The sequence below is a fragment of the Enterococcus malodoratus genome (assembly GCF_027659535.1).
Taxonomy (GTDB): Bacteria; Bacillota; Bacilli; order Lactobacillales; family Enterococcaceae; genus Enterococcus_A; species Enterococcus_A malodoratus.
Genome location: NZ_JAQDPG010000005.1, coordinates 130,932 through 145,610 on the forward strand (window position 1 = coordinate 130,932; position 14,679 = coordinate 145,610).

Here is a 14,679-nt window from a genome sequence, read left to right on the forward strand (position 1 = left end):
ATGTTAGTGAGATTTATTTTTTTTAAAATTAATGGTTTCTCTAACCTTTCATCACATTTTATTCATAACTCGTTGCTATTATACATACATACCAACAAACAACCCTAACACTTTTTCATTTTTTAACTCCTTTGCTCATCGGCTACCCACCGGTGAGCTCTTTTTTATAGAAAATAAAAATAATATATTTGTCCAAATAATTAAATCCCAATTTCTTTACAAATATTTTAATGTTCGAACAATCATCGTTCACACTTTTTTCACAACTACTTGCTATTATATATGTATACCAACAAACAACCCTAACACTTTTTCATTTTTTAACTCCTTTGCTCATCGGCCACCCACCGATGAGCTCCTTTTTTTTATAAATAAAATAATTTATATCCCAACTTAATTTAGTTTCAGTTTCTTTATAGAATTTTTAATTTTCGAACAATCTTCATTCACACTTTTTTCACAACTACTTGCTATTATATAAGCATACCAACAAACAACCCTAACACTTTTTCATTTTTTAACTCCTTTGCTCATCGGCCACCCACCGATGAGCTCTTTTTTTGGAAAAATTTATCTGTTCGAACTTCGGCATAGCAGATACTGCAATCCTCTTAGCTATAAAAAGGAACGCACCGATTTTCCGATGCGTTCCTTTTTCTCATCTATCAATTAGACTTCCAGCATTTTTTCTGCGATTTGGGCCTCAGAACCAATGACATTTACTAAACGGTCATAGATTTGTCCATCCTTTAAGAAGATGACCTCTTTGGCGGCCTGGGCCACTTTGCTGTCATGGGTAATCATTACGATGGTGATTCCCAGCTCTTGATTGATCCGCTGGAAAATTTTAATCACTTCCGCGCCTGCGTTGCTATCTAAATTCCCAGTTGGTTCATCGGCTAAAATAATCTCTGGCGCATTTATCAATGCACGACAAATCGCGGCACGTTGCTTTTCACCTACAGATAATTCATGAGGCAGCTTGTCCAAAAGATGTTCAATCCGCAGCACTTGAAAAAATGGCTTCATCTTTTCCTCAGCCTCGGCGGGATCCTGCTTGTCTAAAATTGCCGGCAAAAGAATATTCTCCCCCACGGTAATACTCTCCATCAAATTAAAATCCTGAAAAACAAATCCGATTTTTCGTCTTCGAATATCCGAGATTTCATCTGGAAAAAGCTCGTGGGTCAGTTTATCTTCGAAAAAAATCTCTCCCGCAGTTGGCGGATGCATCAGTCCCAGAATCTTCAGCAACGTCGTTTTGCCGCACCCGGAACGCCCCATGATACAAGTGAAATCTCCTGGAGCAATCGCAATATCAATTCCTTTTAAGACTTCTTGTTGCGCATATTTTTTTGTAATTGCCGTGGCTTTGATGACTGACTCCATTTGTTTACCTCCATTTTTCGATTCTACGATATATCAAGCTGGCAATGATTCCCCAACCTAATAAGTACACACTGTAATCCAACAAAAAGACGCGTCCAAATTGCAGCCATTCCTGTATTGAGAAAAAGCGCAGCGCACCCATGATTCCAATAAATCCACAGCTTAGTATCAAACCTGCGACGATTGGCAAAACGATAAAGAATCCGACTTGTTGTTTCAGCACACCGCGCTGTTCTTTTTGCCGCATGCCTAATTGATCCAGTAGTTTTCGGCGTGCAATCAAACTGGTCTGTTCGCTCTCAAACTTCGCTACTAATAAGCCGACACTCATAAAAATACAGATAATTAAGGTGAATATTAGCAGCAGGACCTGCAGATGATTTTCGGTGATGACATTATTTTTACGCTGCGTCTTTTCATACACTGGTTCAATCGTCGAATCCCATCGTTTATCCGCCACATATTTTTGCTTCAAAAAATTCAGTGAAGGGACGATTTTCTTATCGCTGTTTATCAAAAACAATTGATTGGGATGTTCTTTTTTCGTCTGCTCCGCAAATTCCTGATCCGTAAAGACCAAAATATTTTCTTGCAGCCCCCGCTGAAACATCCCGGTCAATATCAAGCGTTCTTGACTCTTAATATGACGCATTGGATAGATCATATCGACATTCGCCGTATTGTAGCTCTCTAATGGTGTCCCGATTCTTAATCGCGGTCGTGAACTTTGCGGGTCCCAATCGATCGGTTGTCCCCGGATACTGATTGCCTGTTGATAGACCACATGCCATTGATCCTTTTTCAAATTCAGTGGATGAGGCTCTAGTTTATTCGCCTGGCGTAATTGTTGATACGTCGTTTCAGAAATCCCGATATGCTGTCCTTGAATAAACATGACTGGTCGAGCGGTTCCGTAAACTTCCCATTCAGGATCACCATCGACTGACGTTACAGGGACGAATGGGTATTTTTTCCACGAAGCCTTTTCCTTATTCAAAATCGTTTCAGTTTGAGAAACTTCTGGCTGCTTCACTTTCGCAACGACTCCATAAGGAAATTGATCATCGACTGAAGTCAGTTGAAAAGTCACGAATCGCGGTAAAAAGAAGCCCACTACTAAAACCTGCAAAAGTGTTGCTAATAACAATACGTTAATACTTTTATGGAAACGATAGAATAAGTCATTGCGAGAAAGTAAGATGCCAAGCTTTCCCCGATTGCGCTTCACATAAAGACCACCGCCTCCTAAAAACAAGCCCCACAAAGCAGCGACTAATGCCCCAACTACTAATAATGTCTCCGCTGATTTCCGGCGCTGGAACCACCAAAAAGTGATTGCTAGTGAAAGACCCCCTACTAATAATAAGATGGGCGTCCAACGCTGTCTTGGCCGATCCGCCTTGGCTTGCTTCCGCGGCTGGAATTGGATCAAACGCAAGATTTTTTCTTGATGAAAGGCCATCGCAAGAATGACCAGCCCTGTGTACAACAGCAATGCCCAACCAAAACTGGATGGTTCTCTGACGATTATTAGACCCGCTAGTCCTCCAAGCAGAATCCCCGCTAACGCACAAAAACTAAATTCCTCCAACAACATCGTTAGAAACGTATTTTTTCGAATACCTAATTGAATAAACAGCTCCATATGTTTCGCTTTAAAATCGACATATAGACCATCCATAAATGATAGAAATAATAATAGCAGTAGCAAAAGAACGCCACCTGATTCGATAAAAATCCGCAAAAGTCCGGTCTTGTCAAAAATCGCATCCTGCGTATGCGTCCCACTAAACGTATGATAGGTAAAAATCAGAATACTTAAAACGAAGAATGCCAGTGCATTAGCAAAAATCAATAAAAAATAATTTTTCCGATAGAAACGAAAGTTTTTACGAATCACCTGGTGAAACGCAGGTGGGTATTTCCCTGGAAAGGCCAGCCGTCTTTTCCGATCTTCAGTATAAGTTTTTTCAATTTTTTGCGACTCCGCATATTTTCGATCACGCTCAATTTTATCTTCCAAATATCGATTCAACAGAAATTCCAGAGCACCTATGATAAGAATTAAAACCAACCACATACTGCTGGAGTAAAACTGAATAAAAATAAAGTAAAAAAACATCGTGAAGTACAGCCATGCTGACTTAGCCGATTGTAGAAAACTCACCTGTCGATGCCGGGTTATCAGCAGTGCATCGAGAACATAGATCAGTACTAACAACAGAAATATTCCCGTTCCTACTAAAACACCGATCCCAGAAGAAAATTCTGTACGCCAAAAATGCAGGAAATCTCCACTGATAAGGCTGCGAACCCAGACTTCAATCAAACTGAAGCGTCGATTTTCCCCACCAACTATTTTTAAAAATAAAGCAATTAATAAAATTCCATAGCCGGCTACCATGGAAATTCGATCCATTCGTTTCTGCATGACGCCCTCCCCATTACTATCTTCTAATTAGTATCATATCAGAAGCTGTCCCGCGTGAAAGCGTTTGTTCAAAATTCTTTGATAAGCTAAAATATCTTCCAAAATGATTGGTCATCCATCCGAAAATTATTTATAGATGAAAAAAACTAGGCACTCTCAGCGAGTACCTAGTTGTATAGATAGTTTATTTTTTATGCGTTTCGAACAATGGGCTGACTGGTTTATTTTCGTGGATACGTTTGATCGCATCACCCATTAATTCACCAACACTGATTTCGTCGATCTTATCGATTTTACGTTCATCAGATAAGTAGATTGAATCTGTTACGACTAAATGTTCAATCGCTGAATCTTGGATCCGTTGCATCGCTGGACCTGATAATACAGGATGAGTACATGAAGCATAAACTTTTTCTGCACCAGCTTCTTTTAATGCATTCGCAGCTAAAGTGATCGTACCCGCTGTGTCGATCATATCATCGATAATGACACACGTTTTTCCATCAACTTTTCCGATGATGTTCATTACTTCGGCAACATTCGCTTTTGGACGACGTTTGTCGATGATCGCGATTGGTGCTTTCAAGAACTCGGCTAATTTACGGGCGCGTGTTACACCACCATGGTCAGGTGAGACAACTACAACGTCGTCGCCGCAGATTTCTTTTTCTAGGAAGTAATCAGCAATTAATGGTGCACCCATTAAATGATCCACAGGGATATCAAAGAATCCTTGGATTTGAGAAGCATGTAGATCTAAAGTCAATAGACGTGTTGCGCCAGCTTTTTCGATCATGTTAGCAACAAGTTTAGCAGTAATTGGTTCCCGTGCACGTGCTTTACGGTCTTGACGAGCATAACCATAATAAGGCATTACGACGTTGATTGTTTTTGCACTCGCACGTTTCAAGGCATCGATCATAATCAACAATTCCATCAGATTATCATTTACCGGACTACTTGTAGACTGAACGACATAGACATGACAGCCACGAATACTTTCTTCAATGTTTACTTGAATTTCACCATCACTAAATTGGGTCACTGAACTTTTTCCTAGTTCAACACCGACTTCTTCAGCGATTTTTTCAGCTAGGGGACGATTTGAATTCAAAGCAAAAATTTTCAATCTTGGATCAAAATAATGTTTCGACATGGGGACCTCCACTTTCTTTTTAAACATACGTTACCGATTATATACCATTTCAAATAAAATACTAGTCATTTCCTTTTAAGAAATCAAGAGATTTTCCTTAAAATGGCAAACGATTCGCATAACCTGTTTTGTTCACTTGACGCGCACGAGCAATCGCCATATCACCTTCCGCGATATCATCTGTGATCGTCGAACCAGCTGCTGTTACCGTATTGTCAGCGATATTAACAGGGGCAATGATATTTGTACCCGACCCGATGAAGACATGATCGCCAACATTCGTATGGTGCTTGTTCTTGCCGTCATAATTGACAAAGACAACGCCGCAGCCGACGTTGATGTCTTTTCCAAGTGTCGCATCGCCAACATACGTTAAATGACCAACCTTGGTGTTTTCACCAATCGTTGCTTTTTTGACCTCTACATAATTTCCGATATGCGCATTTTCACCGATATCCGCTTGCGGACGCAAGTGTGCATTCGGACCAACATCCGCATTTTTGCGCACGATACATTGTTCTAAGACAGACGCTTTGATTTCTACCTTGTCCTCAACAATGCTGTCAACGATTTTTGAGTGCGCTCCGATAATACAATCAGAACCGATCACAGTCTTGCCTTGGATCTGCACGCCAGGTTCAATGATCGTGTCTGAACCGATCTCAATACCTGCGTCAATATACGTCGTTGCTGGGTCAATAAAGGTAACGCCGTTAACCATATGCTGTTTATTGATACGGTGACGCATGATTTCATTGGCATGAGCCAAAGCGATCCGATCATTCACACCCAATGATTCTTCAAAATCATCCGTTTGGTATGCGGCAACTGTTTGTCCGTCATTTTTCAAAATCTCAACGATGTCGGTCAAATAATACTCACCCTGAGCATTGTTCGTACCGATTTTTTCTAATGCCGCAAATAATTGTTCATTATCGAAGCAATAGGTTCCTGTATTAATCTCTTGCGTCCGGGCTTCTTCCAGCGTCGCATCTTTTTGCTCCACGATTTTTTCAACAATGCCTACGTGGTCACGTAAAATACGGCCATAGCCTGTTGGATCGTCAGCATGAGCAGTCAGAATCGTCGCACTCGCTTTTTTCCCTTGATGGTAATCGAATAAATTGTTCAACGTTTGGGTCGTAAGTAACGGTGTATCCCCACTAATGACAAGTGTTGTTCCCTTTTTTCCCTTTAAAAAATCCGCTGCCTGCATAACCGCGTGGCCAGTTCCCAATTGTTCGGCCTGCAAGACATATTGACTGCGATCGCCTAATTGCTCCTTAACCATTTCTGCGCCATGTCCCACAATCGTTACGATATCCGCTGGCTGCGTTTCAACCACGCGTTCGATAATGTGCTCCACCATCGGCTTTCCCGCCACTGGATGCAGAACTTTGTATAATTTTGATTTCATGCGAGTTCCCTTACCCGCTGCTAAAATAATCGCATAACGATTTTCCAAAAGAAGTCACTCCTATTTCGTTTTAATGTATTCAATTTTAAAAAAATGAAACTAATGCTCAACGTGTATATCCTTCAATAGTGAGGATATCGTTTTTTTAATTTCTGCCACTATACTATTTTACTAGCCTGACGCAAAAAATACTAGCTCGTCAGACGCTCTCCAAAAAAGGAGAGCGTTTTAACAGTCTAGCATTTTGTTTTCTATTTATCGAAGCAATTACCTGGTACGACCGAGATGGTTTTCGTACTAGTATCTACGTCTTGAACAAATAGTAATGAATTGTAATCATCGATCGCGCGTTCACCTTTGAACTTAGATTCCGCAAAGACAGTGATTCCGACAAGTTCAGCCTCGAACTCCTCGATCAAGCTCTTCATGCCGTTGACGGTTCCGCCGCCTTTCATGAAGTCATCCACGATCAAAACTCTCGAACCACGCTTCAAGCTGCGTTTTGACAGCTCCATTTTTTCGATGCGTTCAGAAGAACCGGAAACATAATTCACGCTGACTGTAGAGCCCTCCGTGATTTTTGAATCCCGGCGAACGATAACGAACGGCGCATTCAAATAATAAGAAACTGCTTGAGCAATCGGCACGCCTTTCGTTGCGACTGTCATGACTGCATCCACTTTTTTATCCAAATATTGAGCCGCAATAATTCGACCCACTTTACGTAATAAGTCAGGCTGACCCAACATATCAGATAAGTATACATACCCACCCGGCAATAAACGATCTTCTTCCGACAAACGTTCAGCCAAAGATCCGATATATTCTTGCGCCTCTTCATCCGTAATGCTCGGTGTAAAAACAACTCCTCCGGCAGCACCTGGTATTGTTTCTAAGAACCCTGTTCCTCGTTCTTTGAAGGTCTTTTTAACAATTGCTAAATCTTCACTGATCGAAGATTTTGCCGAACCGTATCGAGCCGCAAAAAAAGTCAATGGGATCAGGTCATGTGGATGATCCAACAAGTATTGTGTCATGTCGATTAATCGTTCACTTCGACGCACTTTCACGTAATTCACTCCTATTTCAATTTAATGTATTTTTTCCTCGCTGAAAAAAATTTGATGTCAAATCCGTAGAGCTTCCGATTAATGGACCAAAGCCCAACATAAAACTGGCCGCCTAGTTCATTTTAGTCAAACTGTTTTTCTCCGAGAAAAATAATTCTGATTCTCAACGCGTATCATCCCGCTGTTTCAGAAAGAAAAAGCGCATGATAAGCCTATTCTGATTTATCGTTTCCCATTATAAGGGTTTAGCCAATAAAATTCGAGCATTTTCTCGTTTTAAAGTCGAAAAGTTCGGAATTTATTAATTATTCCACAAAAAAAGAGGAAAAGCTTTCGCTTTCCTCTATTTTTGCAACTGTTTTCGCTGAACCAAGAACCGCAATTGACGAATGCCATTGATTACTAGGAACAATAAAATGAATCCTAGAGTAATCGTGGCTCCTGGCGGCGTGTCTAAATAATAGGATCCTGTTAATCCGCCGATCATCCCGACAAATCCAACAAGGACACTGATCAAGATGACCAAGTTAAAGCTTTTTCCTACACGCATGCCGATTGCAGCCGGCAATACCATAATCGCTGAAATCAACAAAGCCCCTGCGATCGGGATCATTATTGCAATCGCTACACCTGTAACGATATTAAAGATCATTGACATCATACGGACAGGCAGATTATCTACCGCCGCAATATCTTCATCAAAGGTCAGCACATACATCGGACGTTTAAATAGCAAGAATAAGATGCCGACTAGTACAAAGAGAACGCCTAGGAAGACAACCTGCTGCCACGTAATCGTCACGATCGAACCAAATAAATAGGATTGGATACTGACCGCTGAGCTTCCTGGTGCCAAACTCATTAACACCAAAGCAATTGCCAAACCTGCCGCCATTAAGATCGCGATCGATATTTCTGAATAGGAGCTGTACATGTTTTGCAGGTATTCCATGATGATCGCAGCAATGACCACTACTAGCAGTGTCGTGGCTGTGGGATTTAAGTTTAAGAAGAATCCTAACGCTACACCGGCCAACGAAACATGAGACAAGGTGTCCGCCATCAAAGACTGCCGACGAATGACTAGAAAAACACCCAGCATCGGCGCAATTCCGGCAATAAAGATCGCAGCTAGGAAGGCCCGTCTCATGAACTCATATGAAAGCAACGCCATTTTGAATTCTCCTTTCGCACCAATCGAATATGGCGATCAATGTATTTTTGCGTATCCTCGTGATCGTGTGTGATCATTAAAATACTTTTTCCATGGGCATGAGCACTATGTCGTAACAATTCATAAAAATCGTTGCGGGATTTTTCGTCCATCCCGGTTGTTGGCTCATCCAGAATCAATAGATCCGGGTCCTTAGCAAATAAACGGGCCAAGCTGATCCGTTGTTTTTGTCCACCGGATAATTCGCCCACTTTTTTATGACGCATATTCCACATATCTACTGATTCCAACGCTTTTTTCACATGTTCATGATCACGCTCGGATAGTTTTTTGAACCATTTTCCTTGCGGATAACGGCCAGATTCCACCAATTCCAAGACTGTGCTGGGAAATCCTGCGTTAAATGACGAGACCTGTTGTGGAATATAGCCAATGCTCAATTTTTGACCCTGAGCATTTTTTTTCGCGATCGTCACTTTTCCGCTGCTGGGTTTTAATAACCCTAATGTCGCTTTGATCAATGTCGATTTTGCGGCACCATTTTCTCCTGTCAAAATGACAAACTCGCCTGGGTCCACATGATAAGACACATTCTCCAAGACTGGTTCATTGTCATAATAGAACGAGAGATCTTCCACTTCGATATACGACATTTTTTCTCACCTTTTTCCTATTACTGAATACTTTCCTTCAACGCGCTCAAATTTTCACGCATAACAGAAAGATAGCTTTCACCATCTTTGATTTGTTTATCCGTCAAACTTTCTAACGGATTTAAGACTTTTAATTTCACACCGGTTTCTTTAGACAAGGTTTCGGCGACTTTCGATGAGGCATTTTCTTCAAAGTAGATAACTTTGACTTGATTGTCATCAACATAGTGCTTCAGTTCGCTTAAACGGCTTGGTGATGGCTCTTGATCGGGGGAAATTCCGGCAATCGCTTCTTGGGTCAAACCGTATTGTTTGGCTAAATAACCAAAGGCCGCATGCTGTGTGACAAATGTTTTGTTCTTCGCATCTTTGAATGCCGTTTGGTATTCTTGATCCACCGCTTTTAATTCGTCGATATAACTTGCCGCATTTTTTTCAAAGGCCGCTTTGTCCTCTGGGTATTTTTTACTCAATTGATCGCGAATCGTTTCCACTTCTTTGATCGCTAAGACTGGATCTAACCACACATGAGGATCCAAATCATGATCGTGTCCATGTTCTTCATGCTCATCTGAATCATGATCATGCGCTTCTTCGTGATCATGTTCCGCGCCTTCCATCAATTTAATATCTTTAGAGGCTTGAATAACTTCGGTTTTCTTCGTATTGATTGTATCCGTCAGATTATCCGTCCATGTTTCCAGTTCCGGACTATTGTAGACAAACACATCAGAATCTGAAATTTTCGCTAAATCCTTGGCCGAGGGCTCAAAATCGTGAGGCTCAGTTCCCGCTGGAATCAATAATTCCACGTTTCCTTTGTTACCTACCACTTGTTTGGTAAATTCGTACATCGGATAAAAAGTCGTCATCACATGGATTTTATCCTCAGATGTCGTTTCTTTTTTCTCTTGACCCCCGCAGGCAGTCAGCACGACTGATAATAGCACAGTTCCTAATAAAAGTAGTCCTTTTTGCATCTTCATCTATCTAAACACCTTCTCTTCTCTTTTAAGACATGAATTAATTTAACAAATGTTTTTCTATCCGTCAACTCAAAGCGTAAAATTTACGATTTACAATAGAATAATACCCATAAACCGTAAAACAAATGACATTACGCTCATATGAAAAACGAAACCTGTATCCGGTTCATTACTGTTTTCACGTTATTTAATTACGACCTCTACTTAAAATGAATGAGAATTTCACCTCATATACGAGCTCAAAAAAAAATAGACCCTCATTGGATCTACTTTAACGTACGTACAAGATAGACTTCATCGCAAAAACCTTTTAGCGCGTTAAAGACATGCTTTGCTCGTGAATACTTATGACACAGTGCATAAACGGTAGGTCCGCTGCCGCTCATCATTGCCGCATCCGCACCATATTTCATCATTCGGTCTTTCAACTGCTGAATAACCGGATGCTTTTTAATCGTGACAACCTCCATTGAATTCCCCAAGTTTTCAGTCATCTTTTGATAATCATTCTCTTCGATCGCCGAAACAAGGGACGCGATATCCGGATGATACAAATCCTCCATCACAATTTTGGCAAAAATCGTGCGTGTCGAAACACTCATACGCGGTTTGACGACAACGACCCAACATTGGGGCATCGGTGCGATCGGTGTCACCTTTTCGCCAAACCCTTCTACTAGAGAAGTCTGTCCATAAACACAATAGGGAACATCTGAGCCGACTTCTGCTCCTAGTTCAGCTACTTCCTCGATCGATAATCCCAAATTCCATAAACGATTGACTGCTCGCAAGGCCGCAGCCGAGTCTGTCGATCCGCCGCCTAAGCCAGCCGCTACTGGAATTTCTTTATGAATCTTGACCCGCAGGCCTTTTTTTATATCAAAGCGCTCTTTTACTAAGTCCAATGCTTCGTAAACATGGTTCTTTTTATCCGTGGGTAAAAAAGCCTTGTTGGTTTCAATGATAATGCGATCTTCAGGAATCTCTTCCAGATACAAACGATCTGCTAGATCGATGCTTGCCATGACCATCGCCAATTCATGTAAGCCATCTGGTCGTTTGCCTAAAATATCGAGGCCCAAGTTGATTTTCGCTGGGGCTTTCTCCATAATTTCCATTTTCTCACCCGTTCAAATTTTTCACTAGACGATTCTATCACAGCCCATAGTAAATGTATAGATAATTCATTCTAGCATAGGCGCCTCAAATTAGTTGAATATTTCTACCGGAGGCTTTACCATTAAAGAAAGAGAAAGTCACGAAGTCAAAGATTGGTTGTCGGATGCACCTGTCGTTGCATAATTTCGGCTTTTTATTTGTCCGCTTTAGACAATGGAAGGTCAAATTATGAAGAATTAGGAGGAATGCTGTATGAGTCTATTACCAAAAAACGAGTGGTTGGATGGGGAAGATTTAGTTGGACGCCTGATGAATACATTTTGGGATGATCGAAAAATGAGTGTCGATATCCGGGATTTAGAGGATCATTATGAAATAAAGGCGGACCTGCCAGGATTTGAAAAACCGGAAATTTCTGTTCGCTACAACAATGATATCCTTTCGATCGATGCTGAACATACCAGCGAAAATGAAGTCAAAGATGATGGGCGTTTTGTTCGCAGAGAGCGTTCCAACAGTGCCTATCACCGTCAATTTGTTGTAAAAAGTATCGACGAGGAAAAAATCACTGCCGCCTTTGAAAATGGTGTCCTTACTTTGAAATTGCCAAAAGCTGATTATGAAGAAAAGAAAGGGAAAGCAATTACGATTGATTAACCTTTGAATAGTAAAAAATACGAGCCGCTTGGGCTCGTATTTTTTATACTTCGATCATTTCTTCCGAGATGGTCGCTCCTTTATTCTTTCCACGACCGATCAGCAGTAATAATTGCAACGCTGAGAACAAGAAACTGCTGTCTTTCATATAGGCAAAGTATCTTGGCCGCCATTGATCAACATAAACGGTTTTTTCTTCAGCAACTTGTTGAAACGCATAAATTGAATGACCGTATTTATAGATCAAATTCATGATCCGCTCTCCTAAGAAAGCAAAAGAAGTCTCACCAACTTTTGCCAGTGGCGCCATCCCTTGATAGACTTCCACATAGCCTTGTTCCTTCAATTCATCCATCAAATGCAGCTTCAGAAAAGTTGGCAGCTCATTAGGAACATCATTGCGAAAACGCAAAAGATCAAAAGAAGCTCTTTCCCGATTGACCGGCTGCTCGGTAATAAAACCGACGATCCGGTTTTGCGGGTCGCGAGCGATTCCTACATTGCTGGTTTCGATATATGCTCGATCAAATCGGCCAACTGAGAAACATTTCTCTTTTTCCCCATTTAACCATTCATCCGAGATTTCTTCCAGCTCTTCAAAAACTTCTTCCGGCAGCTTTTCAAAATAGATAAATTGATAACCTTCGTTGGTCAATCGCTTAAATTCGAAACGATCAGAGAAAACATCGTGCTTATGCCGCGTGAAATCTGTCACGCCAGTTTCACCGATCTTGTCAAAATGAAAACCAACATCGTGTAACAGCAGCACATAGTCTTCCGATATTTTATAAAACGCCAGCTGATAGCCAAGTTGATCCGCATGCTCCATAAACGCCAAAGTCGCCGCCTGCCATTTTTCAGGATTTCCTACAGGATCACCCAAAACAAAACATTTATTGGCACGCGTTTGGAATCCGAAAACAATTTGATCATTGCCGTTTTCCTGATAATAAAAATACTGGTAACCCGATACGCGCAGATAATGACTGGCCGGCGTACCGCCATAGCGGTTAATCAAATAGTTGAACCGTTTTTCATCCCAAGCAACGCCCAATTTTGTTTCACTCTGTGTCAGATACTGATACAAAATCGCCAGACATAAAATCGAGAGAATCAAGCCAACTAGTCCAGAAAACCAAATCTCTTCAGATGGAAAAGCAAAATATTTCGTTGATAATCGTTCGGTACTCCAAATCTGACCACTATGATAGCCTGCTACCGCATAGAAAATGAACAATAGCCCAAACAAAATTCCATCGAAAGTCAAGGCGCCCCAAGAATAAACAAAGCGTTCGCGATAAAATTCTTTCCGTGACATCCAGACAAACAATAAAATCACCAAGTAAACGACAATCAAGCGAATGGATGCTGTCCGCGCCACTGTATTGACGATCCCAAAGATCAATAATAAAATCGTCGGCCAAAAAGCCCGTTTGACCTTTTGCGAGATGCCGCGAGCAAAGCCCAGCAGCAAAAAGCCAATCAATAGATTCAACGTCTGATCTAAGAAATCAAAAGAAAACGGCAGCAGCACCTGAAACAGGCGGCTGATATTAGATAAGTTCGTCAGCGTAGATAATAGAATCATCATAATTCCGGCAAAATAAACGGCACTGACCATAAACACGTGAGCAACCTTTTGTGAAAGCAACCGCGGTAAATTATCAAAGTAGCGATTCATTTTGACACTGGTATTGGTCAAAAAGATCACGATACCAGTCAGAAATGGAACCAAATAATAAAAGATCCGATAAAACAAGATCCAGACTACTGCGGTGCTTTGATTCAACCCAAGATGGCCTAACCCTAAAATCATCATGACATCAAATGTACCCGCGCCTCCCGGTACCATCGTCAGCATCCCTAAACCAGTCGCGATCACAAACATCGGATATACTTCACCGATATTCAATTTCACGCCCATCAAATAGCCGACTACTAAAAAGACCGTTAAAGCACCTAACCACTGCCCCATTGAGGCCAAATATAATTCAAAAATTTGTTTCAGTCGAAACTCTTTAAAAATCGTGCGGCGCCGGCTATAGACAAAGCCGAAAAGAATCGGCGCAAAAGCTCCGCCAGCCAATAACCAGATTCGATATCGGACAAATGGATTTTGTGTACGGAAGAAAAATAAATCCAAAGCCGTGATCAATGCCATAATCGAAAGACCCGCCAACATGAATAGAGCGATCTTAGAAATCACAGCCAATACTTTTTTCTTTTCCATTCCTTTGCCGTAAAAACTTGATCGCAGACTTACACCGACAACTCCGCCAAAGCCGGCCAAGTTATTGATCGTGTTAGTGGTCCAAGCAGAGACCAGCCATTCTTTGCGATTCATCCGTGGGCGTCCGCCTTCTTCCAGCGTTGTAATCGCCACATGATCATATAAAAGCATGGGTAGAACGCCGCATAGGCCGATTCCCAACATACTTAATAATGCAATTTGGTCTTGTTGTTTGATCGTTTGCCAAACCGTTTGCCAGCTCATACCATGGGCGATATTTTTCACTTGATTCGCGACGAAAAATAAAACGACCCCGAAGAAGATAATTTTGAGCAAAGTGGCGTACCGTTTGAACCAGCGACTGATAGTCGTCATCCTACTACTCCCATTCTTTCTT

Annotated in this window: 11 protein-coding genes; 1 reads left to right on the forward strand and 10 read right to left on the reverse strand. The window is 41.4% G+C overall.

The window, feature by feature from the left end; translation table 11 throughout:
• Positions 1 to 669: 669 nt before the first annotated feature.
• From PGP85_RS09785 to ispE, 9 genes are all read right to left on the reverse strand, one after another.
• On the reverse strand, positions 670 to 1,389 hold the full coding sequence (locus PGP85_RS09785) for an ABC transporter ATP-binding protein (RefSeq protein ID WP_270327319.1): 720 nt from the start codon (positions 1,387 to 1,389) through the stop codon (positions 670 to 672).
• Between the two features lie 4 nt (positions 1,390 to 1,393).
• Positions 1,394 to 3,820 (reverse strand): hypothetical protein, encoded by a 2,427-nt coding sequence (locus PGP85_RS09790; RefSeq protein ID WP_270327320.1) that lies wholly within the window; start codon positions 3,818 to 3,820, stop codon positions 1,394 to 1,396.
• Between the two features lie 184 nt (positions 3,821 to 4,004).
• A complete protein-coding gene (locus tag PGP85_RS09795; protein ID WP_010742715.1) occupies positions 4,005 to 4,976 on the reverse strand; it encodes a ribose-phosphate diphosphokinase in 972 nt (323 codons plus the stop codon).
• 97 nt (positions 4,977 to 5,073) lie between these two features.
• On the reverse strand, positions 5,074 to 6,441 hold the full coding sequence (gene glmU / locus PGP85_RS09800) for a bifunctional UDP-N-acetylglucosamine diphosphorylase/glucosamine-1-phosphate N-acetyltransferase GlmU (protein WP_010742714.1): 1,368 nt from the start codon (positions 6,439 to 6,441) through the stop codon (positions 5,074 to 5,076).
• Positions 6,442 to 6,644: 203 nt separating this feature from the next.
• Positions 6,645 to 7,463, reverse strand: coding sequence for a pur operon repressor (gene purR / locus PGP85_RS09805; RefSeq protein WP_090408647.1), 819 nt, complete (start codon positions 7,461 to 7,463; stop codon positions 6,645 to 6,647).
• 343 nt (positions 7,464 to 7,806) lie between these two features.
• Complete coding sequence (locus tag PGP85_RS09810) at positions 7,807 to 8,637, reverse strand: metal ABC transporter permease (RefSeq protein WP_010742712.1); 831 nt, start codon at positions 8,635 to 8,637, stop codon at positions 7,807 to 7,809.
• The gene (locus tag PGP85_RS09815; RefSeq protein WP_010742711.1) at positions 8,610 to 9,290 is read right to left on the reverse strand and encodes a metal ABC transporter ATP-binding protein; all 681 of its coding nucleotides are present in this window, start codon (positions 9,288 to 9,290) and stop codon (positions 8,610 to 8,612) included. The genes PGP85_RS09810 and PGP85_RS09815 overlap by 28 nt, the downstream gene beginning before the upstream one ends.
• 20 nt (positions 9,291 to 9,310) lie before the next feature.
• Entirely contained in the window at positions 9,311 to 10,276 is a 966-nt protein-coding gene (locus tag PGP85_RS09820) for a metal ABC transporter substrate-binding protein (RefSeq protein ID WP_177184097.1), read from the reverse strand.
• Between the two features lie 266 nt (positions 10,277 to 10,542).
• Positions 10,543 to 11,394: a 4-(cytidine 5'-diphospho)-2-C-methyl-D-erythritol kinase gene (gene ispE / locus PGP85_RS09825; RefSeq protein ID WP_177184098.1), complete on the reverse strand. Its 852-nt coding sequence runs from the start codon at positions 11,392 to 11,394 to the stop codon at positions 10,543 to 10,545.
• A gap of 253 nt (positions 11,395 to 11,647) precedes the next feature.
• On the opposite strand from ispE, the gene PGP85_RS09830 reads away from it, so the two are divergent.
• Positions 11,648 to 12,052 (forward strand): Hsp20/alpha crystallin family protein, encoded by a 405-nt coding sequence (locus PGP85_RS09830; protein WP_270327327.1) that lies wholly within the window; start codon positions 11,648 to 11,650, stop codon positions 12,050 to 12,052.
• A 43-nt stretch (positions 12,053 to 12,095) separates the two neighbouring features.
• Here PGP85_RS09830 and mprF read toward each other — a convergent pair whose 3' ends face one another.
• Positions 12,096 to 14,657, reverse strand: coding sequence for a bifunctional lysylphosphatidylglycerol flippase/synthetase MprF (gene mprF / locus PGP85_RS09835; RefSeq protein WP_090408652.1), 2,562 nt, complete (start codon positions 14,655 to 14,657; stop codon positions 12,096 to 12,098).
• Positions 14,658 to 14,679 lie beyond the last annotated feature (22 nt).